At 65.9% G+C, this 25,517-nt stretch carries 22 protein-coding genes; 14 read left to right on the top strand and 8 right to left on the bottom strand.

Translation table 11 applies throughout. From position 1 onward, the window contains the following. Positions 1–78: 78 nt before the first annotated feature. Positions 79–870 (top strand): hypothetical protein, encoded by a 792-nt coding sequence (locus EG244_RS16700; protein WP_124966319.1) that lies wholly within the window; start codon positions 79–81, stop codon positions 868–870. Positions 871–876: 6 nt separating this feature from the next. On the opposite strand, the gene EG244_RS16695 is transcribed toward EG244_RS16700, so the two are convergent. Beyond that, positions 877–1,902, bottom strand: coding sequence for a replication initiator protein A (locus tag EG244_RS16695; protein ID WP_124966318.1), 1,026 nt, complete (start codon positions 1,900–1,902; stop codon positions 877–879). A 468-nt stretch (positions 1,903–2,370) separates the two neighbouring features. On the opposite strand from EG244_RS16695, the gene EG244_RS16690 reads away from it, so the two are divergent. Next, on the top strand, positions 2,371–3,762 hold the full coding sequence (locus EG244_RS16690) for an AAA family ATPase (protein ID WP_233589047.1): 1,392 nt from the start codon (positions 2,371–2,373) through the stop codon (positions 3,760–3,762). A gap of 277 nt (positions 3,763–4,039) precedes the next feature. Next, the gene (locus EG244_RS16685) at positions 4,040–5,035 is read left to right on the top strand and encodes a ParB/RepB/Spo0J family partition protein (RefSeq protein WP_124966316.1); all 996 of its coding nucleotides are present in this window, start codon (positions 4,040–4,042) and stop codon (positions 5,033–5,035) included. Here the strand turns inward: EG244_RS16685 and EG244_RS16680 are convergent. The 6 genes from EG244_RS16680 to EG244_RS16660 all read right to left on the bottom strand — a co-directional run bounded on the left by EG244_RS16680 (position 5,032) and on the right by EG244_RS16660 (position 11,661). Beyond that, on the bottom strand, positions 5,032–6,942 hold the full coding sequence (locus tag EG244_RS16680; RefSeq protein ID WP_124966315.1) for a calcium-binding protein: 1,911 nt from the start codon (positions 6,940–6,942) through the stop codon (positions 5,032–5,034). The genes EG244_RS16685 and EG244_RS16680 overlap by 4 nt on opposite strands. A gap of 68 nt (positions 6,943–7,010) precedes the next feature. Further along, positions 7,011–8,483 carry a glycosyltransferase gene (locus tag EG244_RS16675; RefSeq protein WP_124966314.1) on the bottom strand — a complete coding sequence of 491 codons (1,473 nt, stop codon included), beginning with the start codon at positions 8,481–8,483 and terminating at the stop codon, positions 7,011–7,013. After that, positions 8,480–8,938, bottom strand: a complete 459-nt coding sequence (locus tag EG244_RS21340) for a UDP-galactopyranose mutase (protein ID WP_267900296.1) — start codon at positions 8,936–8,938, stop codon at positions 8,480–8,482. Before EG244_RS21340 ends, EG244_RS16675 begins: the two co-directional genes overlap by 4 nt. 14 nt (positions 8,939–8,952) lie before the next feature. Next, positions 8,953–9,654 carry a UDP-galactopyranose mutase gene (locus EG244_RS21335; RefSeq protein WP_267900295.1) on the bottom strand — a complete coding sequence of 234 codons (702 nt, stop codon included), beginning with the start codon at positions 9,652–9,654 and terminating at the stop codon, positions 8,953–8,955. Beyond that, positions 9,651–10,340: an ABC transporter ATP-binding protein gene (locus tag EG244_RS16665; protein WP_124966313.1), complete on the bottom strand. Its 690-nt coding sequence runs from the start codon at positions 10,338–10,340 to the stop codon at positions 9,651–9,653. The genes EG244_RS21335 and EG244_RS16665 overlap by 4 nt, the downstream gene beginning before the upstream one ends. 4 nt (positions 10,341–10,344) lie before the next feature. Next, positions 10,345–11,661, bottom strand: a complete 1,317-nt coding sequence (locus EG244_RS16660) for a sugar transporter (protein WP_148097639.1) — start codon at positions 11,659–11,661, stop codon at positions 10,345–10,347. Positions 11,662–11,765: 104 nt separating this feature from the next. Here EG244_RS16660 and EG244_RS16655 point away from each other — a divergent pair, with 104 nt between their 5' ends. Continuing rightward, the gene (locus EG244_RS16655) at positions 11,766–12,587 is read left to right on the top strand and encodes an ABC transporter permease (protein WP_233589045.1); all 822 of its coding nucleotides are present in this window, start codon (positions 11,766–11,768) and stop codon (positions 12,585–12,587) included. On the opposite strand, the gene EG244_RS16650 is transcribed toward EG244_RS16655, so the two are convergent. Next, the gene (locus EG244_RS16650) at positions 12,563–13,573 is read right to left on the bottom strand and encodes a glycosyltransferase (protein ID WP_124966311.1); all 1,011 of its coding nucleotides are present in this window, start codon (positions 13,571–13,573) and stop codon (positions 12,563–12,565) included. The genes EG244_RS16655 and EG244_RS16650 overlap by 25 nt on opposite strands. Positions 13,574–13,761: 188 nt before the next feature. Between EG244_RS16650 and EG244_RS20495 the strand changes: the two genes are divergently transcribed. From EG244_RS20495 to EG244_RS16605, 10 genes are all read left to right on the top strand, one after another. Then, entirely contained in the window at positions 13,762–13,926 is a 165-nt protein-coding gene (locus EG244_RS20495) for a hypothetical protein (protein WP_158617341.1), read from the top strand. Positions 13,927–13,931: 5 nt separating this feature from the next. Then, complete coding sequence (locus tag EG244_RS16645) at positions 13,932–15,674, top strand: calcium-binding protein (RefSeq protein ID WP_124966310.1); 1,743 nt, start codon at positions 13,932–13,934, stop codon at positions 15,672–15,674. 129 nt (positions 15,675–15,803) lie between these two features. Beyond that, on the top strand, positions 15,804–16,430 hold the full coding sequence (locus EG244_RS16640) for a LysE family transporter (RefSeq protein ID WP_158617340.1): 627 nt from the start codon (positions 15,804–15,806) through the stop codon (positions 16,428–16,430). A 693-nt stretch (positions 16,431–17,123) separates the two neighbouring features. After that, positions 17,124–18,926: an ABC transporter ATP-binding protein gene (locus EG244_RS16635; RefSeq protein ID WP_124966308.1), complete on the top strand. Its 1,803-nt coding sequence runs from the start codon at positions 17,124–17,126 to the stop codon at positions 18,924–18,926. Positions 18,927–19,149: 223 nt separating this feature from the next. Next, positions 19,150–19,722 (top strand): dTDP-4-dehydrorhamnose 3,5-epimerase, encoded by a 573-nt coding sequence (gene rfbC / locus EG244_RS16630; protein ID WP_124966307.1) that lies wholly within the window; start codon positions 19,150–19,152, stop codon positions 19,720–19,722. Further along, positions 19,719–20,768: a dTDP-glucose 4,6-dehydratase gene (gene rfbB, locus EG244_RS16625; RefSeq protein ID WP_124966306.1), complete on the top strand. Its 1,050-nt coding sequence runs from the start codon at positions 19,719–19,721 to the stop codon at positions 20,766–20,768. Before rfbC ends, rfbB begins: the two co-directional genes overlap by 4 nt. Next, the gene (gene rfbD, locus EG244_RS16620; protein ID WP_124966305.1) at positions 20,765–21,619 is read left to right on the top strand and encodes a dTDP-4-dehydrorhamnose reductase; all 855 of its coding nucleotides are present in this window, start codon (positions 20,765–20,767) and stop codon (positions 21,617–21,619) included. Before rfbB ends, rfbD begins: the two co-directional genes overlap by 4 nt. Next, positions 21,616–22,497, top strand: coding sequence for a glucose-1-phosphate thymidylyltransferase RfbA (rfbA, locus tag EG244_RS16615; RefSeq protein ID WP_124966304.1), 882 nt, complete (start codon positions 21,616–21,618; stop codon positions 22,495–22,497). Before rfbD ends, rfbA begins: the two co-directional genes overlap by 4 nt. A gap of 51 nt (positions 22,498–22,548) precedes the next feature. Continuing rightward, on the top strand, positions 22,549–23,976 hold the full coding sequence (locus EG244_RS16610) for a mannose-1-phosphate guanylyltransferase/mannose-6-phosphate isomerase (protein ID WP_124966303.1): 1,428 nt from the start codon (positions 22,549–22,551) through the stop codon (positions 23,974–23,976). Further along, positions 23,976–25,349, top strand: coding sequence for a phosphomannomutase (locus EG244_RS16605; protein WP_124966302.1), 1,374 nt, complete (start codon positions 23,976–23,978; stop codon positions 25,347–25,349). Before EG244_RS16610 ends, EG244_RS16605 begins: the two co-directional genes overlap by 1 nt. The last annotated feature ends 168 nt before the right edge of the window (positions 25,350–25,517 follow it).

Here is a 25,517-nt window from a genome sequence, read left to right as displayed (position 1 = left end):
AGCCGGACCGCCCTACCCTCGCACATGCGTCCCGAAAGTCCCGGCCCCGCCGGCTGTTCCCGCAGGAGCCTGAGCCCCGTGTCTGTCCCTTTCATCATCTGGACCCTGCAGCGCACCGGCGGCACCACGCTGGCGCATCTGCTGATCACGCTCTCTCAGGCGCCCAGCCTCGGGCATGAGCCCTTCAACCCCGACCGCCGTCTGGGCGGGCTGCATAAAGCCTTTCTGCAGACCCAGGATGAGGCGGCGCTGCGCGCAGGGATCCGCGAGGCCCTGAGCGGCGCGGGCAGCATGAAGCACTGCCACGAGCTGGTGCCGCCGCGCCTCAATGAGATCCTGATGGAAGAGACCACAGCCGCCGGCTGGCGGCCGCTGATCCTCGACCGTCAAAGCGACAGCGCAAGGATGCTCTCTCTCATCACCGCGCAGCTGACCGGGGCCTGGGGCAGGGCCCTGGCCGATCAGGTGGTGCGCGACTGCGAGGCCGGTCTCCGCAGCCTGCCGCCCGCCGATCTGGAGGCCGCGCGCCGCGGGCTCTGGAACGGCTGGCAGCGGCGCTGCCAGCTGGCCGAAGCTTTCAAAGCCCGCGGCCTTTGCCCGGAGGTGGTGCTTTTTGAAGAGGTCTATGACACCCCCGCAGAGGGGGTGTTGCGGGTGGCCGATCTCATCGCGCGGCTGGCGCTTTCCGGCGCGGCCAGGCCCGGACCCGATCCGCGCATCCGCGCGGCGCTGGAGAGCAGCGGTCAGGACAGCGGACGGATCCTTGAGTATCTGCCCAATATCGCCGGGCTGCGCGCCGCCCTGCGCGAGACCGAAGCACGGCTGCCCTTCTCCTGGCGCGCGCGACCGCCTGCCGGGCCGCGCGGCTGAAGGGCCTCAGCTTTCGTCCGTCGCCGTGAGCCGCTTTTTCACCCAGCCAAGGAAGGCTGCATCGGGGGCGCGCAAAGGCTGGCGTCCGGTGCGGGCCCAGACCGCGCGCCAGTCCTGCGCCAGAGCATGGACATCTGCGCCCGGCATCAGCACGCGGGCCTTTTCCAGCGTGCTGACCTTCAGCGCCGGACCCTCGCCCGCTTCGAGCACAATGCCGCGGCGGGTGACCAGCAGCATATCGCCGGGCTCTTCGGCCAGGTGATAATCGGGCAGGTGATCGGCGCTGATCATCTGGCGCAGCATCTGCCGGAACACCCGCAGCGGCGAGTTGGAGCCCGACTTCAGATGCAGCACGGAAATTGACACGCGCCATTCGTTCTGCCGTCCGCAGTGCTTGCGCGCCAGCTCATAGACCCGGCGCTCCAGCGGTTTTCTGAGCCCGAAGTAATCGCGGCTGAGCGTCAGGACCGATTTCGACAGCACCGCACGGTAAAGCCATTCCGACAGCACCACCGTGACCATGACCATGCGCCCGCCGCGGCTGTGGCGCAGGATCTGCCAGCTTTCAATCAGACCAAAGCCGGTGGTCATCTCCACGCCCCCCGTCACCACATTGGTGGTGATGCGGGTGCCTGCGAGCCGCTCAAAGGCCTCGCGCAGGCGGCGGTAGCTGTCGCCTGAGGTCTCGCGCCCGGTGGCAACGAGCAGATCATGCGCGGTCAGGCTGACGCGGCGCGAGACATCGCGGCCTGCGTTCAGACCCGCCACCAGCTGGCTCACGCAATAGATCAGAATGTCTTTGTCAAAGAGCGTCGCCAGCCCTTTGACCGAAGGGGTTACCGTGACCTCAGCGCCGTTGTGATCGTAGCGCAGCACCCGCAGATCGGGCCGGGTGGAGAGCGAAAAGAGCGGATGCTCCATCGTCGCCATATCATCTTTCGGAAGCGCATCGAGGATGTCGCAGTAGAAGAAATCCGTCGCACCAGGATCCGGCAACAGCCCCTGCGACGGTGCAACGACCGTACCTGCCATTTGCCTGCCTTTTATCGTGGTTTCATTGACACCCAAATTAGCGAAGAGCGCCCGGAGCAGCAAGGCAATGAAGCGGGTTTCAACGTGGTTTTGGAATCGCATCTTCGTGGTTCTGGATTCACTTAAACGTGGTTTCACATACGCATGACGCCCAAAAACGCCTGTAACATATTGATATTATTGATAAAAAATTGTCAGACAATCTGCTTAACTCTTATATTAACTATATATAACTAAGAGCCGCGACGAAGCGCGCCCTGTGGATAACTTTTCAGCCAGGGACAGAGCTTTGAATTGCTTAGGAAAATTGAATGCGTGCTGAAAACACTGGGAAGTGCTTTGTTTTAAGGTATATTGTGTGAAACACAGCACATGACCGGGAAAGCCGGCCTGTCGGGAGAATCAAGCATGGCCGCCGGACCCGCCCGTCACCCGCGTCGTAACGCTGAGAAACCTGCCCGGTCCCCGATGCGGGACAACCGCAGTCTGCCGCCCTATATCGGGCTTTCGCCCGATGCGGCGTTGCAGGAACTGGGGCCCGTGGTTGGAACCGACAGCTTTGCCACCATTGCGGGGTCCTGCGCAAGGGGGCGTGACGATCTGGCCGCCCGCGGCCTTGACCAGAGCGGCGAGCGCAGTCTGCGGCTGTTTTCGACCTGGGAAATCACCCGCTATCTGATCCCGGTGGCCCAGGCCCACTTCCGCCGCGTGCTCAAAGCCCATCCCGATCTGCCCCAGGGCAGATCGGAAACCGAAGGCGGCGCAAAGTGGTTCACCCTCGATGAGGTGCTGCGGCTGCGCGCGCATTTCGGGGCCGAAGGCTCCAAGGCCAAGCCCTATCTGCCCTGGCGCCCCGAGGGGCTGCCGGCCAAGATCGTGGCGGTGGCGAATTTCAAAGGCGGCGTCGGCAAGACCTCAACCGCGGCGCATCTGGCGATGTCGGCAGCGCTCGATGGCTATAAGGTGCTGGTGATTGATCTCGACAGCCAGGGCTCGATGACTTCGGTCTTTGGCGGCCAGGTGCAGGATGAATGGCAAACCGTCTTTCCGCTGCTGGCGCGGCACTACGCGCGCCATGTGCAGGGCGAGAACCGCATCCGGGTGTCGCGCGGCGAAACACCCCTCAGCCTTGATGAGACGCTGACTGAGGCGCTGAAGGTGGGCTCAAAGGATCTGATCCGCAAAACCCACTGGCCGAATATCGATCTGATCGGGGCACAGCTGAACCTCTATTGGGCGGAATTTCAGATCCCGGTCTGGCGCATGGCGGCGCGGGGCTGGAAGCTGTGGGAGAGCCTCACGGATGTGCTGAGCGAGGACGGGATCCTTGATCAGTATGACCTCGTTTTTCTCGATACGCCGCCGGCGCTTGGCTATCTGACCATCAATGGCCTGGCGGCAGCCGATATTCTGCTGGTGCCGACGGGGGCCTCTTTTCTGGAATTCGACAGCACGGGGCGGTTTTTCGACATGCTGCATTCGACGTTTGGCTCGATCGAGGAGAGCGAGAATATGGCCGCGCGTGCCCTGGGGCGCGAAGAGCTGAAGTTTGAATGGGACGCGGTGCGGGTGCTGCTGACGCGCTATGACGGCAGCCAGCAGGCCGAGATGGCCGCGCTGATGCAGGCCTGGCTGGGGCGCACCATGGCCAATGAGCGCCAGGATTTCACCGCGCTGATCGGTCAGGTCGGAGAGCAGGTGCATGGCATCTATGAGGCCGATTACCGCGACTTCAACCGCGAGACCTATATCCGCGGCCGCGAGACCTTTGACGCCACCTATGCCGCCTTCAAAAAGCTGCTGCTGGGGATCTGGCGGCGCGAGGATCTGGCGCGTCAGGCCGCGTCGGCTTCGGGCTGAATGTTTCGCGCGCGAAACATTTGCCGCTTCCGGAGGGGCCGGGTCCGGCGTTTCGCGCGCGAAACACCCCGCCCGGACCGATCCTTCAGGGTCCCTGCAGAGGCCGGGACTTGCCCTTGAATGTTTCGCGCGCGAAACGTTTGATGAGCCGAAGATGTTTCGCATGCGAAACATTGGGGAGCTGTGGAAATGTTTCGCGCGCGAAACATTTGCCCCCCGCCACCTGACCCGAATGTTTCGCGCACGAAACATTTCCACCCTCTGAGGGAGTGACCCGATGGCCCGTCGCCGCCTGCCGCCGCCCTTTGCCGTCTCTGATCTGCCGGTCGAAGACCCGGCTGCCCTGCGCGGTTTCGTCCGCCCGCCGGTGGCGCGGGTGGCTGCGGAAAGCGCTGCGGAAGCGGCGCTGCGCAGCCTCAGTCTGGAGATGCAGTCTTTGCGTGATCAGGGCCGGATGGTGGTCAGCCTTCCCCCGGGGGCCATTGAGGAAAACCACCTGCTGCGCGACCGTCTGATGTCGGATCCGGAAGATTTTGCGGCGCTCAAAACCTCAATCCGGGCGCATGGGCAGCGCACGCCGATTGAGGTCTGTGAGCTGGCCCCGGGGCGCTATGGGCTGATCTCGGGCTGGCGCAGGCTGCATGCGCTGCGTGATCTGGCGCTGGAAGAGCCGGGCCGCTTTGCGGAAGTGCTGGCCCTGGTGCGCAGCCCTGAAAGCGCGGCAGAGGCCTATATCGCCATGGTCGAGGAAAACGAGATCCGGGTGGGCCTGTCTTATTGGGAGCGCGCGGCCATCGCGCTGCGGGCCGCCCGCGCCGGGGTCTTTGCTGATGAGCGCGCCGCCCTGCGCCAGCTGTTCAGCGGTGCCAGCCGGGCGCGGCGCTCAAAGATCGGCTCGTTCATGAGCCTGGTAGAGGACCTGGACGGCGTGGTGCAGTTCCCCGCCGCCCTGCCCGAGCGGCTGGGCCTTGCGCTGGCGGCGGCGCTTGCCCAGGAGGCGGGCCGCGGGGCGGACTGGCGCCAAAGACTGGCCGCCCTGCCCGCCGCGCTCAGCGCCGAAGAAGAGCAAAACCGCCTGCAGGATCTGCTGAGCGCCGGGGCGGGCCGCATGCCTGCCGCCGCCCCGAAGCCAAAGGCGGTGCGCCAGGAGCTGCGCCCCGGCCTTTGGATGGAAGCGCGCGGCGGGCGGCTGGTGCTGGGCGGCGCGGCCCTGAGCCCGGATCTGATCGCAAGGCTGACGGATCTGCTTCGCAGCGAAACGGACGCGGCTTAAAACCAGAGCGCGGCCTCGGGGCTGTTTTGTAAAAAGAGCGCATAGTCCGCGGCTGCCGTCTCGGAGGCAAAGAGCAGATCCGCCCCCGCCCCGCCGTCGAGATGATCGCCCGGCCCGCCGCCATAAAGGCGGTCATCGCCCTCTCCGCCAAAGAGATGGCTGCCGCCTGTGGGTCCGGCGTAAAGATGATCCGCCCCCGCGCCACCAAAAAGCCGGTCCTGGCCCGTGCCGCCGTAAAGCCAGTCATCCCCGCCGCCGCCAAAAAGAAAATCATCCCCGCCATAGCCAAAGAGCAGATCCGCCGCCGCCCCCCCGGTCAGGCTGTCGGATCCTGCCGTCCCCTCAAGCCGCAGGGGCAGGGGATCGGAGGAGCCCGGCGGATCGGGATCAGGCGGCTCCGGCTCGGGGGGCAGTGTTTCGCCGCGAAGCGCCCAAAGGAAGGGGCCCTGCAGCAGATCCGCCCCGAGGTCCTGCAGGCTGAGCGGGGCGCCACTGGCGGACAGGATCTCCATGCGGCTGTCGCGCCAGATCAGGGTCAGGCCCCCGGGCAGCGCCTCAAGGCTCAGGGCGGCGGGGCTGTAGAGCATCGGCAGGGCGCTCAGATCAATCCGGTCCTCGCCGGGGGTGAAATCCAAAATCCGGCTGGTGCCCCCGGGAGTAAGGACAAAGAGATCGGCCCCGCTGCCGCCGGTCATCCGCACCCCGTCGCCGCCCACCAGGATGTCATTGCCCGCACCGCCCGAGAGATGCCCGCCGCCGGGGGCCGCGATCAGCAGATCCGCCCCGGGCGTCCCGGTCAGATCCGGAGCCTCCGGGGTGGCGATGCGGGGGGCGGTGAGAAATCCGGCCCCGGCGCTCAGGACCAGCAGGCCGGGGGTCTCACCGGCGGCGTAAAGATCAAGCCGGGTGCCGCTGGCGCTGTCGGATGCGCGCAGCACCATGCTGCGCAGATTGCCCGGGGCCATGCCGATCTCCGGCCAGATGAAGTTCGACAAAAAGACCGGCCGCCCGTCGGGCAGCAGCTCAAAGAGCGAGACCCCGTCGTCGCCCCCGCCCGCCACCAGAAAGCTGCGCCCGACCGGGGTTTCGGCCAAAGCGATCCCCTGGACCTTCTCAAAGCGGCTGCCGCGGCTGTCGATCAGATGGAAGGCCGGGGTCAGCGTGCCATCCGCGCTGAGCCGGAAGCTGCTGAGGCTGGAGCTGCCGGCGGCGCTGACCACCAGGATCAGCTGGCCGCCGCTTTGCGCGATCCCCAGATCGGTGGGGGCGGCGATCCCCGGGCCCTCGGGGGCGGGAATCCGGCTGACCTCTGTGGGAGAGCTGCCGGGGGCGGCGCGCCAGGTCATCACGCTGCCATCGGCCTGGGTGGTGGCCAGCAGCGTGACCCCGCCGCTGTCGCGCGCGGCGAGGCCGGACCAGGCGAGTTCGGGCGCAGCGCCCCCGATGCTGCCCACCGCCACCCCGGTCTTCGGATCAAGCCGCAGCGGGCTGCCCGCCCCCGCGCTCAGCCCAAAGACCGAGGTGGCGGTGGTGGCAACCGCCAGAAGCCGCCCCTCAAAGCCGGGGCTGCCCTCACCGGCGGGGGAACCCGCGCGCCCGCCAGGGCCGATGCTCAGCCGCAGCATCATCCCGGGCTCGGTGCCCGAGATCAGCAGATGCCCGCCGCCCGGGGCCAGCGCCAGGCCGGTCCGCACCGGGGTGTCATCCACATAAAGGTTCTGCGCCCCGATCAGCGACAGCTGGCCATCAGCCCCGATCTCCCAGCTGTTCGCTGCGAAACGGCGGCTGTGCGACAGCCCGTAAAGCTGGGCGCTGCCGCCGCTCTCGCGCAGCACCAGGTCCTGCAGTCCCAACAAAAACCGCACATCTGCCGCAGAGAGCATCTGCGTCAGCCGAAAGGCCACCATGTCTTCACCCGTTCGTCACGTCACCCGAAGCCAGTTTTGCAGGCGGGCGGGGCGGGGCGGCGCGGGGATTATGGCAGGGGTGGGGTTTTTGCCTTCAATCCGCCGGAAGCTAATGCAACTTCAGGTTGTTTTTCTGCGGGCTGCCAGTGCTGCATCAGCACCCGCAGATGGCTTGGCATATCGGCGGGGGCGGCACCGCCCTGGCCGTAATCCGCGCGGGTGATCTGCCCCTGCAGAACCGCGCGCAGGCGGCTGTGAAAGGCGGCGATATCTCCGGCGGGAAAGACCAGCGCGGGGCAATTGCCTGGCTCCTGGGCGCCGCCCCGGTCCGAGGTGAGCAGTGCAAGGCCGCGCAGATGCATCTCCAGCGCGACCTGGGGCAGGTTGTCTTCCCATAAGACCGGCACCACGCCTAAGCCGGCGGGGGCCAGAATGCGGTCCAGATCTTCGCGCTGATAGCCATTGGCCCAGCTCAGCCCGGCCAGGCGGGCGCGAAGCGCCTGCAGGCGCGGGCGCAGCGCAGGATCGCTGAGCCGTGCGGCCAGCACCAGAGAGACCCGGGCGGCGAGATCGGCGGGCAGCTGCTCCAGCGCGTCGAGAAGAAAGAAGAACCCCTTATCGCGGCGCATATAGCCGACATAGGCCAGCGTCAGACGGCCCGAGGCATCGAGCAGCGGGCGCGGGGGGGCCGGGGGGCGCGCGGCCTCGGGCGTGCCGATGCGGCAGGTCTTCAGCAGATCGCCGCGCAGCCCGAAGCCTTCCGAGAGTTTGCGCACCCGCTCGGAGACGCAGAGAATGGCATCGGCATTCTCATTCAAAAGCCGGATCATCAGGGCGCGGCGTCCCTGCAGCGCCGGAGGCGCGCTGGCGGGCAGGGCGGCAAGCCCCCCCGGCCCCGGGCGGGATCTGCGCGCGCGCAATGCCCGCCAGAGGCCCGTGCCGCGGCGGTAAAGCCGCAGACCGCCCGGCCCGCCGCGCTCAAGCAGCGCCGTGGCAAGCGCGAGGCTCAGGCGGCGGCGCGGGGCGGGCGGATGGGCAAGGCAGCTTCCGCAGGCCGCGCCGCCCTGATCCGAAGCGCAGCTTTCGCGCTCCTGAAACCAGAGGTTCACCTGCGGGCAGAGCGGGTAGTAATTGTGCAGCATCACCACCAGGCGGGCGCCATGGGCGCGGGCGATTTGCAAAGCGCGGGCGGGAAGTCCCTCTAAGTTGTTGAAATGGATAACATCCCAGGGGCCTGTTGCACGCAGAAAGGCGGCAAAAGCGGCCTCGGTGGGCGGATGGCTGATCTGCTCGGGGTCGCCAAAGGAGAGATGCGAGGGCGCGAAGGGGCGCGCATTCACCAGGCGAAACTGACCGGGGGCGCAGCGCTCCCAGCGGGGGGGACCGGGGCGCAGATCCTGAGCGAGGCCCGAGTTCAGCCAGCCCGCCTCAATGCCTGCCCCGGAAAGCGCCGGTACGAGGGCGCGTTCATAAGCGGCCACGCCGCCGCCGCGCCCCTCGGGGTCAAAGGGGCTGACCCAGTTGTAAAAAAGCACCCTCATGTGCCCCCGCCGCCGGGGAAAGCCGCCGGGGGCTGTCCCTGCCGCAGAGAGGCCGCCACTGCCGCGCCCGCCTGCAAAGCCTCGGCGATGCTGACATCCATATCGAGATAGCGGTAGGTCCCGAGCCGCCCGAGAAAACTCACCCCCCGCGCGGCGCGGGCGCGGGTGAGGTAACGGTCCAGCCGCCTTTGGTCGCCGGTCAGGCGCAGCGGATAAAACGGCGGATCCCCCGGCCCGCACCCCTGGGCATATTCGCGCAGCAACAGCGTGCCGGGCGGATCTTCCCAGGGCGCGAAATGGCGATGCTCGCTGATGCGGGTGAAGGGCACGCCGGCATCGGGGTAATTCATCACCGCGCAGCCCTGAGCATCGCGGCACCCGGGCCGCACCTCGCGCTCAAAGCGCAGGCTGCGGTAGCCAAGGGGGCCTTCCGCCTGGCCGAAAAAGCTATCGATCGGGCCGGTCCAGATCAGATGGTCAAAGCCCTCCGCCAGGGCGGCCTCGGGGGGGCCGGGCGGTTGAGATGCAGCGAAATCAGCGGATGCGCCAGGATGGCCCTGGTCATTTCGGTATAGCCCGCTTCGGGGATCGCCTGAAATTCATGGCTGAAATAGCGGTCATCATAGCTGAAGCGCAGAGGCAGCCGCTGCAGGATGGCGGCGGGCAGATCGCCGGGCTCGGTGCCCCATTGCTTGCGGGTATAGCCCTCCAGAAAGGCGCGGTAGATCTCAGGGCCGACCATGGCGAGGGCCTGTTCCTGAAAACTCTCCGGCGCGCGGCCATGGGGCGGGGCGCTGCAGCGCGCGGCGATAAAGGCGCGCGCCTCTGCGGGGGAGAGGCTGGTCCCGAAGAGCTGGTTGATGCTGTGAAGGTTCACCGGCAGGCTGAAGACCTGGCCCGCCACCCTGGCTTTCACGCGATGAGCATAGGGCCGAAACCGGGCAAAGCGGGTGACAAAGGCCCGCACATCGGCGCGGTCGGTGTGAAAGATATGGGGGCCGTAGATATGCTCCATCACCCCCGTCTCCGGGCAGCGCGCGGTATGACAGTTGCCCGCCACATGGGGGCGGCTTTCGCGGATCTCAACATTGATCCCGGCTTCGGCCAGCACCCTGGCGCAGGTGGCGCCCGACAGCCCCGCGCCCGCGATCAGCACCCGAAGCCCGCTCATGCGCCGGGCCTTTCGTCCACGGGCGCGGGCGGGCGGGCCATCAGCTCTTTGTGGTGGGCAATGGCCTCTCCAAGGTTGTGATAAAGCGTTAGCCGCCCCTGATCGAGCACCACCCCCGCCGAGCAGAACCGCCAGATATCGCTGAAATTATGCGAGACCAGAATGGCCCCCGACTGCGCCATCCGCGCCTGAAACAGCGCCTGGCTGCGGGCGCGGAAGGCGGCATCGCCGACCGAGGTGACCTCATCGACCAGATAGGTGTCAAAGCGGATCCCCATGGAGACGCCGAAGTTCAGCCGCGCCACCATGCCCGAGGAGTAATAGCGCACCGGCATGTGGAAATATTTGCCAAGCCCCGCGAAGTCTTCGGTGAACCCGGCCAGCTCATCGCTGTCGACGCCGTAAAGCCGCGCGATGAAGCGGGTGTTCTGCGCTCCGGTCAGATCGTGGTGAAAGCTGCCCGCATAGCCCACCGGAAAGGAGATCGTGCCGTCTGACACGATCCGCCCGGTGGTGGGGCGCACATTCCCGGCGATCATCTGCAAAAGCGTGGATTTGCCCGCGCCATTGCGGCCCAGAAGCGCCAGCGACTGCCCGCCCGGCAGCTCCAGATTCAGCCGGTCGATGACCTGATGCCAGCGGCCGCGGATCATATAGCCCTTGGAGATATTCTCAAAGCGGATCACAGACCTACCCCCTGTCTCTCAGGCTGTAGCCAATCAGCACAAGGACCACCCAGCTCAGGGTGAGAAACAAAAACCCCAGCCCCGACAGCAGAAAGCGGCGGGGATATTCCGACATTTCAGCCCGGGTCGGGGTGATATAGGTCGCGAGATAAAGCGACTGCCGCTCGGCGCGGGCGCGGGCGAGATCATGGGCGGCCTGGGCGGTGCGATAGGTCATCTCGGCGACCTGGACATCCACCGTCAGCTCTTCATAGCGCGCAAGCAGCTCAGGATAATCCGGGGCCCCGGGATCGGCCGATCCTGCCGGAGCCGCGCCGCCTAAGGTCCGGCGTTCATCCTCAATATGGCTGCGGATCACCGCGATGCGCCGGTCCAGCTGGCGGCGGCGCGGATCGGCGCGGTCGGTGGTCTCTGACAGCAGATCGTTCTCGACCAGAGCGGTGGCGAGCTGCTCCTGGAGGCTTGTCAGAATGCCCATCCGCCCGCTCAGATCGGCGGCGGGATCCAGGATGCGGGTGCTGGCGCGAAAGCTGCTCATGGCGCTGCGGGCGGCGCGCAGGCGGGCCACGGCTTCGGTCAGATCCTCGGTGCTGTAGTGCATGGCATCGGCGCGGGCGGTGGTATTAAGGCCGTTGATCATGCTCTGGGCTTCTTCGATCACCATGGCCGCAATGGCGGTGGCCTGCTCAGGTGTCGGGGCGCGGACCTGAATGCTCATCAGCCCGCTGGCTTCATCAAAGGCGATGCGGACCATGCGCAGCCAGAAGCGGGTCAGCTCTTCGATCGTGGCATCGGGGGGCAGGCTGTAAAGGATATCCTGCGGCCAGCCGGGGCTGTAGATCGCGCGCAGCCCGAGACGGCTTTCCACCCGCGCCACCAGAGCGGGGCTGCGGATATATTCGTAAAGCACCCGGGTATTGGCCTGGCCCGCCCCCATCCCCAGCATTGAGGCCAGCCCCCCCGCCAGCGCCCCGGCCGAAGGGGTCTCTTCCTGGCGCAGCGTGAAGCCCACATCCGAGGCATATTGATCGCGCGCCAGGCCAAAGAGGTAAGCGGCGATCAGCGCCAGCGGCAGCAGCACCAGAGCGATGAAGCTCAGCCCCAGCCAGCGGTGGCGCGGCCGGATCCGTGCAGGCCCGGCGGGCGGTGGCACAGGGGCGGTCACTGGCGCGGTCACCGGCGCGGGCTGCGGTGCCGGTGGGCGCGGGGGCGCGGGGGGCGCTGTCTGCAGCCCCGCAGAGGGTGCGCCCGCAACAGCCACCGGGGCACCTCCGGGGCGGGGCGGTATCTGCGCAGTCGGGAAGAGGCTGGTGTCACTCAAGAGGAAACTCCGTCGATCCCCTCACCTTCGGCGCAAGTCATTAATTTCACGTTAAGGATGTTTTGGCAGACCAGAGCGGCAAGGCGCAGGCCAGGAGAAAGCCGATGAAGGAAAGCGGACAGATGTCCGGCGGCCGCGCGGTGCCACAGCGCCCCGGGGCGCCGCGCTTTCGCGCGTTCCGCGCGATCTCAGCGCTGATGCTGCGCGAGATGGCGACGCGCTATGGCCGCTCGCCGGGGGGCTATATCTGGGCGGTGCTGGATCCGCTGGGGACGATTTTACTGCTGTCTTTGGCCATGAGTTTTCTCATCCAGTCGCCGCCGCTCGGGGTCAGCTTTGTGCTGTTTAAGGCCACCGGCATGATGCCCTTTGCGATCTATGGCAGCCTCAGCGGGGCGGCCTCTTCGGCGATCAGCTTCTCGCGGCCGCTGCTGCGCTATCCGGGGGTGACCTGGATGGATGCGCTGCTGGCGCGGGTTTTGATGAATTTTCTCACCACGGTTCTGGTGGCGGTGCTGATCTTCGCCGGGGTTCTGTTGTGGAGCGACACGCGCACGCTGCTTGATTTCCCGCTGATCCTGCTGGCCATGGCGCTGGCGGCGCTGTTTGGCACCGGGGTCGGGGTCTGCAATATCGTCTTTTTCATGCGCTACCCGGCCTGGGAGCACACCTGGGCCATTCTGAACCGGCCGATGCTGCTGGCTTCAGGGGTGCTCTTTCTCTTTGAGAGCATGCCCCGGGCGGTGCAGGAGATCTTATGGTATAACCCTTTGGTGCATATCATCGCGCTGATGCGCGAGGGGTTTTATCCGATGTATCATGCGTCCTGGGTCTCGGTGCCCTTTGTGCTGGTCACGGCGCTTTTGCCGCTGGCGGCGGGGCTTTTGCTGGTGCGCCATCATCACGTCGATCTGCTCAATCTCTGAGCGGCGGGGGCCGGGCCCGGCGCTTCGGCCAGGCGGAGCACCGAGAGATGGCTGCGGGTGGTGTCACGGCGCAGCCCCTCGTGCAAAGCATGGCGCATCAGCCGCGCAAAGATCCGGCGCTCACCGGGGTAGTGGCGGATTTTTCCCGCCCAGACCGGCAGCACGATCAGAAGGGCCGGCCAGAACAGCCACCCCGCGCAGAGCCGGTAGAGCATCAGAAGGTTGCGGTGATAGTAATAGATCCGCCACAGGGGCCGCATCCGCCCGCCAGGTTCCAGGCTTTGAAAATCATGCTCAAAGCTGACCTGAGGCAGGAACCCGATCCGCCCGCCCGCGCGGCTGAGGCCGAGGGTGTAAAGCGCATCATCGCCGTAAAGAAACAGCGCGGGGTCCGGCCACCCGGCGCGGCTGAGGCCTTTGCGCGACAGAAAGAACCCCACAAAAGAGGCCCCGTCCACCGCCTGCTCCGGGGCCTTCGGGGCATAGGCTTCATCACCAAGGTGAAAGCCCGCCCGCCCCCGCCGCAGGGTCTGCAGGAAAACGCGCAGGCTGCGGAAGGGGTCTTTCACGGGGCGGTTGATCGCGCAGATCCGCCCGTCGGGATGGCGCACGGCGGCGGCGCAGCCCTCCCACCGCGGGTCGGGATCCGCCGCCAGAAAGGCCGCGAGGGCCCCCGGATCGGGGCGGGCGTCATCATCGCTCAGCACCATCCAGTCGGGATCAAACTGCCTCGCGGCGGCGCGCATCCCGGCCTCAAAGCCGCCCGCACCGCCGCGGTTCTCGGCCAGGCGCAGCACCGTCAGACGCGGGTCTGTCACCCCCTTCAGCCAGTCGGCCGTGCCATCTGTGGATGCGTTATCGACCAGAAGCAGCGCGCTTAACACCTCGGGCGGGGCCTCCAGCCAGCGCGGCAGGCTGCATTTCAGCTGATCGAGCCGGTTACAGGTGACCACAACAGCCACCAGCCGTCCTGCGGTAAAACTCATGACCGCTCCCCCCCCTCATACCTCAGGCAAAAACACGCTTGACGTGTGTGATGCTCTTTTAACTCTCCCTTTGGTTCAAGGGGTTTCTGTCCCGCCTTTGTGGCTGCGGGAAACTTCGCGCCGTTAACCCGGTCTCAAATCCTGCTGTGGCCTGATGACGGGGTGGCAAAGCAGGGGGGCTGCGCGGCATGGAGCTGGTGATTGAAGCGGGCGGGCCGCGTTTTGGCCCCGGGGCTTTGCAGGAAAACCTGAGGCCCGATCCGCTGCAGGGCGCGGAAGGCGCGGGGGTGGCAGGCTTTTTCACCTTCGGCAGTCTGGCGGTTCTGAGTGGGCAGGGGGGCAGATCGGAGTAATCTCTATGCGCGGCGCGGAACTTTCAGGCGGCGAGGGCAATGACACGCTGATCGGCGGCAGCGGCGATGACACGCTTTACGGCGGTGCGGGGGCGGACCGCCTGATGGGCGGCGGTGGCGATGATCTGCTTGATCCCGGCAGTGTGGCCAGGGCTGAGAGTGATGTGATCCTTGGCTCGGCGGGCAATGATGTGATCCGCTATGACGGGGCCGGGGGGGCGGATCAGGGCCGCAATATCCTGAGCTATGCGGGGTTCAGCGGCCCGCTGAGCGTCACCCTGAACCTGAGCAGTGGCGAGGGGTGGATCCGTAAATCCGCCGCTGAGGCCGATCAGATCCACGCCCTGACGCGGGCCGCAGCCGGGCAGGGTGGTTTTGTGCTGCTGGCCACGGGCGGGGCGGATGTGCTCTCGGTCCAGAGCCGCGCGGGCCATCTGATTGAGCTGGCCGGGGGCGCGGGGCGCGACAGCTATGTGCTGAGCGGTGATGGCGCGGTGACCCTGGTCTTTGACGGCGGCGCCTATCAGGCGGCAGGGCCGCAGCCGGTGGTGGTGAATGCCTATGCGGGGCGGGTGGTGAATGACGGCTTTGGCCTGGCCGAAAGCCTGACGGTTGCTCCGACCGTGCTGCTGGGGCTGAAGGGCGGGCCTTTGGGCGATAAGCTCTCGGGGCACAATGGTCAGGATCAGATTTACGGCGGCGCGGGCAATGACACGCTGTTTGGGGCCGGGGGGCGCGACAGCCTTTATGGCGGCTCCGGCCATGACCGGGTCTGGTCCGGCGATGGCACCGGCAACGTGCTTTATGGCGGTGACGGCGATGACACGCTGGGCAGCGGCGACGGGCAGGATGTGCTTTATGGCGGCGCGGGGGATGACCGGCTCTGGGGCGGCGGCGGCGGCGATCTGCTGATGGGCGATGAGGGCAATGATCTGATGGGCTCGGGGGGCGGTGATGACACGCTTTATGGCGGTGCCGGGCGCGATACCCTGATGGGCGGCCCGGGGCAGGATCTGCTTTACGCCGGAGAGCACGGCAGTCTTCTGGCGGGCGATGAGGGCTGGGACACCCTTTGGGGCGGCGCGGGACATGACACCCTGGAGGGCGGAAGGGGCAATGACCTCCTTTATGGCGGCGATGGCAACGACCGGCTTCTGGGCGGGCCGGGGCAGGACACCCTGTGGGGGGGGGCGGGCAATGACAGTCTGACCGGCGGGCCCGGCTCTGATCTGCTGTACGGCGGAGAGGGGGATGATTTTCTGTACGCGGGCCAGGACGGCAACAACCGCCTCTGGGGCGGTGGCGGCAATGATCTGATCTATGGCGCGGAGTTCGACGATACGCTGGGCGGCGGCAGCGGCAATGACACGCTTTTTGGCGGCGGCGGCGCGGATGTGCTTTATGGCGGCGGCGGGGCCGACCACCTTTACGGCGGGGCCGGGGCCGACCGGCTGCAAAGCGGCGGCGGCGATGTCGTGATGGAGGGCGGCGCCGGGGCCGACAGCTTTGAGTTTTATGCCCTGCCGGGGGCCGCGCGGATCACCGATTTCTCCCGGGGCGCGGGGGACCGTCTGGGGCTCAGCCCCGAGATCTGGGGCGGCGGGCTGAGTGCCGCAGAGGTGGTCAGCCGCTTTGCCCGGTCGGAAGGCCAGGATCTGGTGCTGCGTTTCACCGCCGATCTCAGCCTGCGCCTTGAAGGCCTTGCGGGCAGTGAGGGGGAGCTTTCCGGCGGGATCTTTTTCCTTTGACACAAAGTCCGGCCTTTCAGGGGGCGGCCTGCAGAGGCGGCTGCAATCGCGCCCCGGGGCTCTGTTTTCTGCGGCGTTGACGTAAAGCGGCGGGATGCTAGCCTTGGCGCAAACAGCGGGACAGTTTTTGTGAGCATTGAGCAAAGCCTTCTGGCTCTGGGTGGAATTTTCCTGCTGGCCTGCTGCAGTCCGGGTCCGGTTTTTCTGCTGATCGCTTCGGTCTCGGCGCGCTCGGGGCGGCTGGCGGGGCTTCGGGTCGCGCTTGGTGTGGCGGGGGCGACCTTTGTGTGGTCCTCTCTCACCGTTCTGGGGCTGGGCCCGCTTCTGGCTTCGGCGGTCTGGGCGCAGACCGCGATCCGGATCGGGGCGGGGCTTTATCTGGCCTGGCTGGGACTGATGATGATGCGCAGCGGCCTCTCGGCCGGACCCGCCCGGGAGGCGCAGGTCCCGGCGCAGGGATCTTTGGTTGCAAAGGGATTTCTGACCAGCATCACCAATCCTAAAGCGCTGGCCTTTTTCGGCAGTGCCTTTGCGCTGACCGCGCCTGACGCGCCGGGGCTGTCTTATCATCTGGCGGCGGTGGCCGGGCTGACGGGGCTTTCGGTGGTCTGGCACGGGCTGCTGGCTCTGGTCTTTGGCCTGCCGGCTTTGCAACGCGGCTATCGCGGCCTGAAGCGCGGGATTGATCTGGGCGCGGGGGCCATTCTTCTGACCCTTGGCGCCGCGACGCTTGCGCCGTCGTTTCGCGCGCGCTGAACCGCCTGAGGTGGTGTGAAAAGGCACCGGACCGTCATGGCGACAGAGGTGCGAAAACCCCGGACTGAAAGGGGCTTTCCGGGCTTCGTTCGTCAAAGCATCCGCTTCATATCCGATAAACCGGACTTATCACATCCCCGTATTCGTCTCAGCGGCTGCGCAATCCTGTGACTTTCCGGGTTTTACGCGCTTTGTGAAACAGGTTTCGCGCGGCCCTTATCTGCGGTGAAGGCCTTCAGGCGGCGACAGGGCTCTGCCGAAGATCAGATCAGGCCTCTGCGGGTTTTGTGTCGAAGCGAAACTCTCAACCGGGCGGCCCGAAGCGGCGGGGCCGGGCATTACATCGTCCCTGCTTCGCGAGGGCGTTGCGGCGCTTCAGGCCCGCGTCTTCCAATGGGTCGCAGGAGGGGGGGCCTGTAACTTCGCTTTGCCCGCCCCATATACCCGATCACGCGCGGATGTCGCGCTGCCGCCTGCCGGGCCGGTCCTGCCGTCGCCGGACCACCGCATCGTGTTGAATTACCGCCTGAAACTCTGACGTCCCTGTGCCGGACCCTGCTTTGCACTGCCGCTGACGAGGGCGGAAAGCCGCGCCGTTCTGTGCCTCTCAGCCTGCTCTTTCAGGCGGATTGTTGCGGGAATGCGGCTTTTTGAGTAGGGAAATGCACTGATCCAAGGAAACTTAAAAGTCTGATGGCTGAGAATAGCAATGTGCCGCCTGCCACGAAGCCGGGCTGGAAAGACGGGCTGATCTTTCGCCTGCTGAAGATGGGGCTGAAGCGTCAGGGCAAATATTATGCCCTCGGGGTGGCCGCCATGGTTGCGGTTGCAAGCATGTCGGCGCTGACGGCCTGGTCGATGCAGGCCATCGTCGACACCATGACCGATCCTGGCAACCGCGGCCGTGTGACGGCGGTTGCGCTGATGGTGATCGCGATTTTCACCATCAAGGGCTTTGCGACCTATGTGCAGTCGGTCTCGATGGCACGGGCGGGCAATGGCATCGTCGCGCAGCAGCAGCGCCGGGTGTATGACCGGCTGCTCAAGCAGGGGGTGGATTTCTTCAATCTGACGGAATCCTCAGACCTTCTGATGCGCGTGACCCATGGCGCCAATGCCGCGCGGGCGCTGATTGATCTGATTGTGACCTCTATGGTGCGCGATCTGCTGACGCTGATCGGCCTCATTGGGGTGATGTTTTACCAGCAGCCGGTGCTGTCGATCGCCTCGATCATTCTGGCGCCGCTGATTTTTGTGGGCATCCGGCTGATCCTTGGCTTTGTGCGCGCCATCATGAGCCAGCAGATGGCGGGCATGGCCGAGATCCTGAAGGTGCTGCAGGAAACCTCTACCGGCATCCGCGTCATCAAGATCTTCTCGCTGGAGAAGGTGATGAATGCGCGGATGGAAAAGGCCGTGGGCGAGGTGGAAAAGCGCGCCAATTCGATGATCCGCCTGGAGGCGATCACCTCTCCGATGATGGAGACGCTGTCGGGTGTGGCGATTGCCGGGGTGGTCTGGCTGTCGGCCGTCAATATCACCGGCGGAGAGCCGACCACGGCGGGGCAGCTGATGTCCTTCGTCACCGCGCTTCTGATGGCCTATGAGCCGGCCAAGCGGCTGTCGCGGATGCGGGTCTCCATGGAGGGGATGAAGATCGGCGCGGGCATGCTCTTTGAGCTGGTCGACCGCGACATCACCATCCGCGAAACCAGCGGCGCAAAGGATCTGAAGCTGACCGAAGGCGCGGTGCGCTTTGAGGATGTGAGCTTTGCTTATGGCAGTGGCGAGAAGGCCGTTTCGGGGCTTAATATTGAGTTTCAGGGCGGCAAAACCACGGCGCTGGTGGGGGAATCCGGGGCCGGTAAATCGACGATCATCAATCTTCTGATGCGGTTTTATGATCCGACCTCAGGCCGGGTGCTCTTTGACGGCACCGATATCGCCGGGGTCACCTTTGACAGTCTGCGCAGTCAGATGTCCTTCGTGGGGCAGGACACCTTTCTCTTTTCGTCAAGCGTGATGGAAAACATCCGCTGCTCGCGCCCCGAGGCCAGCGATGAAGAGGTCATGGAGGCGGCCCGCGCGGCCCATGCCCATGAGTTCATCGAAAAGATGGCCCAGGGCTATCAGACCCCGGTGGGTGAAAACGGCACCTTCCTGTCGGGCGGGCAGCGCCAGCGGCTGGCGATTGCGCGGGCCTTTTTGCGCCGCGCCCGGGTGCTGCTGCTCGATGAGGCGACCTCGGCGCTCGACTCGGTCTCTGAGGGCTTTGTGAAAGAGGGCCTTGAGCGCGTCTCGGAAGGCGCCACGACCATCGTCATCGCGCATCGGCTTTCCACCATTCTGGAAGCCGACCGGATCTATGTCTTAGGTCAGGGTCAGGTGCTGGAATATGGCACGGCCGCAGAGCTGCTGGCCCGCAACGGGGCCTTCCGCAAGCTTTATGACCAGCAGTTTGGCGGGGTTGAGCGGGCGGAGCGTCTGTCTGAGTGACCCTCGTCTGAGCCGTCAGAAGGACATCGGGGACTGATTTTCAGATCCTCTGCAACGCCGGGCCTTGTCCCGGCGTTGTGGTTTTCAAAGGCGCGTTTTGCCCCCTGGCGAAGACCCGCGGTGTTTTACGGGCTGCGCTGACAAAACCGCAGGATTTGCTTATGATCGCAGGGCTGCTTCGGGCGCTGCTGCGGGGCAATGGGATCCAATTGCGAGAGTGAGAATGCAGATAACCCGGACGAAACTCGCGGGCGTTGCCGTGCTGGAACCGAAGCGCTTTGGCGATGACCGGGGCTTTTTTTCCGAAAGCTGGAACCGGCGCACGCTTTTACAGGCGGGGCTGGAGCTGCCGGAGTTCGTGCAGGACAACCATTCCTTCTCGACCCGCAAAGGCACGGTGCGGGGGCTGCATTTCCAGTCGCCACCGCATGCGCAGGGCAAACTTGTGCGCTGCGGGCGCGGGGCACTTTTGGATGTGGCGGTGGATATCCGCCGCGGCAGCCCGACTTACGGCGAATGGGTGGCCGAGGAGCTGAGCTTTGAGAATGGCCGTCAGCTCTGGATCCCGGCGGGCTTCCTGCATGGCTTTGTGACGCTGAGCGATGATTGCGAGATCATCTATAAATGCACCGATCATTACGCGCCCGAATGTGACGGGGCGGTGCATTGGGCCAGCGCCTCGCTGGGCATTGAGTGGGGGATCACGTCCGATCAGGCGCTGCTCTCGCCCAAAGATGCGCAGGCACAGGATTTCGCCGATTTTGACAGCCCCTTCACCATGGAGAGCCAGGCATGAAGCTTCTGATCACCGGCGGTGCCGGATTTATCGGCTCGGCCGTGGTGCGCCAGGCGATTGCGCGCGGGCACGCCGTGGTGAACCTTGATGCGCTGACCTATGCCGCCTGCCTCGACAATGTCGCCTCGGTGGCGGATCATTCCGCCTATGCCTTTGAAGAGGCCGATATCCGCGACCGCGCGGCGCTGGACCGGATCTTTGCGGCGCATGCCCCCGATGCGGTGATGCATCTCGCGGCCGAAAGCCATGTTGATCGCTCGATCGACGGGCCGGGCGATTTCATCGAGACCAATATCACCGGCACCTTTAATATGCTGGAGGCGGCACGGGCGTATTGGATGCGTGCCGGCAAGCCCGCGGGCTTTCGTTTCCATCACATCTCAACCGATGAGGTGTTCGGCTCGCTGCCCGCGGATCCGGCGGTGCAGTTTACCGAAACCACGCCTTACGATCCGCGCTCGCCCTATTCGGCCAGCAAAGCCGCGTCAGACCATCTGGTGCGGGCCTGGGCCGAGACTTACGGCCTGCCGGTGGTGCTGACCAATTGCTCGAACAATTACGGGCCGTTCCACTTCCCGGAAAAGCTGATCCCGGTGGTCATTCTCAATGCTTTGGCCGGGAAACCGTTGCCGATCTATGGCGATGGCTCGAACATCCGCGACTGGCTTTATGTCGAAGATCACGCCGATGCGCTGCTGACGGTGATCGAAAAGGGCGAGCTGGGCCGCAGCTACAACATCGGCGGCGAGAATGAGCGCACCAACCTGGAGCTGGTCAAAACGCTCTGCGCCATCCTCGATGAAAAGCGCCCGAAAGACAGCGGCTCTTACGCCGATCAGATCACCTTTGTGACCGACCGCCCGGGCCATGATGCGCGCTATGCCATTGATCCTTCCCGCATCCGTGAGGAACTGGGCTGGCGTCCCTCGGTCACGGTGGAAGAGGGGCTGGCGCTGACGGTGCAATGGTATCTCGACAATGAGGCCTGGTGGCGGCCTTTGCAGGCGCGCGCCGGGGTTGGCCAGCGGCTGGGGACCAAAGCATGAAGGCGCTGGTTTTCGGGGCCACCGGCCAGCTGGCGCAGGAGCTTTGCGCCCGGCTGCCGGGGGCGGTGTTTCTCTCCCGCGCTGAGGCCGATCAGATGGATCCGGCGGGTTGCGCGGCCCGGGTTTCGGGCTTTGACGGTGATCTGGTGATCAATGCCGCCGCCTGGACGGCGGTGGATAAGGCGGAAGCGGAAGAAGCGGCGGCCCTCATCGTGAACGGCGAGACCCCCGGCGCGATTGCGCGGGCAGCAGCGGCAAAGCACCTGCCCTTCCTGCATGTCTCAACCGATTACGTCTTTGACGGCGCGGGGACCCGCCCCTTTGCGCCCGATCACCCGACGGCACCCCTGGGCGCTTACGGGCGCACGAAGCTGGCGGGGGAAGAGGCGATCCGGGCCGCGGGCGGGCAGCATGCCATTTTGCGCACCTCCTGGGTCTTCTCGAGCCACGGCCATAATTTCGTGAAAACCATGCTGCGGCTTGGCGCGAGCCGCGATCACCTGACGGTGGTCGGCGATCAGATCGGCGGGCCGACCCCGGCGGGCGCGATTGCCGAAGCGCTGATCACCATGGGCCGCGCGATGCTGGCCGACCGCGCGAAGGGCGGCACCTGGCACTTCTCCGGTGCGCCGGATGTCTCCTGGGCCGATTTCGCCCGCGAGATTTTTGCGCAAAGCGGCCTGAAAGTCGCTGTCACCGATATCACCACCGATCAATATCCCACCCCCGCAAAACGCCCAGGCAATTCGCGGCTCGACTGCCAAAGCCTGGAAGCCGACTTCGGCATTCAGCGCCCGGACTGGCGCGACGGCCTCACCCGCGTTTTGAAAGAGATTGGAGAGCAGCCATGAGCAGCAATCGCAAAGGCATCATCCTCGCCGGCGGCTCCGGCACGCGGCTTTATCCGCTGACCATGGGCGTCTCCAAGCAGCTGCTGCCGCTTTATGACAAGCCGATGATCTATTACCCGCTCTCGGTGCTGATGCTGGCGGGGATCCGCGAGATCGCGGTGATCACCACGCCGCATGACCAGGAGCAGTTCCAGCGCGTGCTCGGCGACGGCAGCCAGTGGGGCATCGCGCTGACCTGGATCGTGCAGCCTTCGCCCGATGGTCTGGCCCAGGCTTACCTTCTGGCGGAGGATTTCCTGGAGGGTGCGCCCTCGGCCATGGTTCTGGGTGACAACGTCTTCTTCGGCCATGGTCTGCCCGAAATGATGCAGGCCGCCCCTGAGGCCGGTGGCACGGTTTTTGGCTATCACGTCTCCGACCCTGAACGGTATGGCGTGGTCGATTTCGACAAAGACGGCACCGTGAAAGCGATCATCGAAAAGCCGCCCGCGCCGCCCTCGAACTACGCCGTCACCGGGCTTTACTTCCTCGATGGCACCGCCCCTGAGCGCGCCCGCGCCGTCAAACCCTCACCGCGGGGGGAGCTGGAAATCGTGACGCTGCTGGAGAGCTATCTTCATGACGGTAGCCTGCGGGTGGAGACCATGGGCCGCGGCTATGCCTGGCTCGACACCGGCACCCATGCGAGCCTGCTCGATGCCGGCAACTTCGTGCGCACCCTGCAGGAGCGTCAGGGCCTGCAGGTCGGCAGCCCCGATGAAATCGCCTGGGCGGCCGGCTGGATTTCCGATGAAGCCCTGGTGGAACGCGCCTCGCTTTTTGGGAAAACCGGCTATGGTGCTTATCTGAAAGGCCTGCTGCGGGGGGCGGAGCGCTAAACCGCCCGGCTGCTTCAGCGCAAAGACCTATGTTTCGGGGGAGAAGCTGTTGTGATCTATCCGGTGATACTTTGCGGCGGGTCGGGGACCCGGCTCTGGCCTTTGTCGCGCAAAGGCTTTCCCAAGCAGTTCTCGCGGCTGACCGATCCGAAGCAAAGCCTCTTTGAGGCCACGCTGGCCCGGCTGAAGGGCGCGGATTTTGCCGAGCCTCTCGTCGTCACCGGCCCGGATTTCCGCTTTCTCGTGGCCGAGCAGATGCAGGCGGCGGAAGCCACCGGCCAGATCCTGCTGGAACCTGCGGCGCGCAATACCGCGCCGGCGATCCTGGCGGCGGTGCTGCATCTTGCGCGCAAAGACCCGCAGGCTCTGGTTCTGGTGGCGCCCTCAGATCACGTGATCCCCGACACGGCCGCCTTTCAGACCGCGGTGCGCAGCGGGGTGCCTGCGGCTGAAGCCGGGCAGATCGTCACCTTCGGGATCACGCCGACCGCGCCGGAGACCGGCTATGGCTGGCTGGAATGCGCAGGCGCGGGCAGCAAAGGCCCGGTGCCGCTGAAGCGCTTTGTGGAAAAGCCCGATGCCGCGCGGGCCGCTGAGATGCTGGCGGCGGGGCATTTTCTGTGGAACGCGGGGATTTTCCTCTTCCGCGCCGATGTGCTGCGCAAAGCCTTTGAGGATCACGCCCCGCAGATGATCGTTCCGGTGGAAAACGCGCTGTCGGACGCCGTGACGGATCTCGATTTCCTGCGTCTCGCCGCCACCCCCTGGGAGGCGGTTGCCGCAGACTCGATCGATTACGCGGTGATGGAGCGGGCGGATAATCTGACCGTGGTGCCCTTCTCGGCGGGCTGGAATGATCTGGGCAGCTGGTCTGCGGTCGCCGATGAGATGGCGGGCGACAGCAATGGCGTGGTGGCCTTTGGCGCGGTGACGGCGATTGACTGCAAAGACAGTCTTTTGCGCTCAGAGGCGCCGGGGCTGGAGCTGGTGGGGATCGGGCTCGACAATCTGATCGCGGTGGCCATGCCCGATGCGGTTCTGGTCGCGGACCGCTCCCGCGCGCAGGATGTGAAACTCGCGGTCGACACATTGCGTGCGCGTGGCGTGCGTCAGGCCGAGAAATTTGCCCAGGACCAGCGCCCCTGGGGGCATTTTGAGACCCTGGCTCTGGGCGAGCGCTTTCAGGTCAAACGTATCGTCGTCAAACCCGGTGCGGCGCTGAGCCTGCAAAGCCATGTCCACCGCGCCGAGCATTGGATCGTGGTCTCGGGCACCGCGCGGATCACCGTGGGCGAAGAGGTTCGCCTCGTGACGGAAAACCAGTCGATTTATGTGCCGCTGGGGGCAAAGCATCGCCTTGAGAACCCCGGCAAAGTGCCGATGGTGCTGATTGAGGTGCAGACCGGCACCTATCTCGGTGAAGATGACATCATCCGCTATGAGGACCTCTATGCGAGGGGGCAGGGGGAAAAAGGCTGATGGCTCCGAAGTTTGGCACCTCCGGCCTCAGGGGGCTGGTGGTCGATCTGACGCCCGCCCTGATCGCAGATTACACCCGGGCTTTTCTGGCGGCCTGTCCGACCGGGCGGGGGCTTTATATCGGCCGCGATCTGCGCGCCTCCTCGCCCGGGATTGCAGTTTCCGTGGCAGAGGCCGCGCGGGGCGAAGGGGTCCCGGTGACGGACTGCGGCGCGGTGCCGACCCCGGCGCTGGCGCTGGCCGCGATGGCGGCGGGGTCGGCCGCCATTATGGTGACCGGCAGCCATATTCCGACTGATCGCAACGGGCTGAAGTTCTATCTGCCCGGCGGTGAGATCACCAAAGCCGATGAAACGGCGATCCTGGCCGCCCTTGGGCGCGCGCCGGGCGGGCAGTCGGCGGCTTTGCAGCAGGCGGATGCGGGGGGGCCTTGGGTCCGGCGCTATGTCTCGGCCTTTGGGGCGGGGGCGCTTTCCGGGTTGAAGATCGGGGTCTGGGAGCATTCGGCCGTCAGCCGCGATCTGATTGCAGAGACGCTTCTGGCGCTTGGCGCCGCGGTGATCCCCCTTGGGCGCAGTGAGAGCTTTATTCCGGTCGATACCGAAGCCGTGCCCCCGGCGATCCGCGCAGAGATTGCCGCCTGGTGCGCGGCGCAGGGCCTTGATGCGCTGGTCTCAACCGATGGCGATGGCGATCGTCCCTTGATGGCGGATGAGAGAGGCGCGGTCGTGCCGGGGGATATCCTTGGGCAGATCACGGCGCGCGCGCTTGGCGCAGAGGTGGTGGTGACCCCGGTCAGCTCTAACAGCGGGGTCGGGCTGGCGGGGGCTTTCGCGCGGGTGCTGCGCACGAAGATCGGCTCTCCCTATGTGATCGCGGGAATGGCAGAGGCCGGGGGCCGCGTGGTCGGCTATGAGGCCAATGGCGGATTTCTTGCGGGCTTTGAGGCGGCACTTCCGGGCGGCGCGCTGCCGCCGCTTTGGACGCGCGACAGCCTTTTGCCGCTGATCGCCCCGCTGGTGCTGGCGAAATCGGCGGGACTTTCGCTTTCGGGGCTGGTCGCGGCTGAGCCTGCGCGTTTCACCGCCGCCGACCGGCTGGAAGAGATCGCGCCTGAGACCAGCCGCGCCCTGATGGCGCGGCTGGAGGCTGCGGGCTTTGCGCCGCTGCTCACTCCCTTAGGGGAGGTGCTTTCAGAGCAGGACCGCACCGATGGTCTGCGGCTGCATCTGGCCTCGGGCCGGGTGATCCATCTGCGCCCCTCGGGCAATGCGCCGGAACTGCGGCTTTATACCGAGGCCGAAAGCGCCGGGGCTGCCGAAGATCTGCTGACCCGCGGGCTCGCGCAGCTCAGGGCCTTTTTGCGGCAATAATCTCGGTGTCCCCGGCAGGCTCTCTTACAGACCTGCCGGGGGCACCGCGCCGGGGCGAAGAAAGCGGCGCTCAGATCGGCCCAGAGCCTATAGCCCGGGTGTGATTCCACCGATTCCGTGGACTCAGCCCCTGAAGGTGTCGGTCTTCCGTCCTTCTCCACCGGCTCC

It is taken from the genome of Falsigemmobacter faecalis (assembly GCF_003863335.1).
GTDB lineage: Bacteria > Pseudomonadota > Alphaproteobacteria > Rhodobacterales > Rhodobacteraceae > Wagnerdoeblera > Wagnerdoeblera faecalis.
Note: the sequence above shows the minus strand (reverse complement) of the source record. Positions and strands in the feature narration are given on the sequence as shown.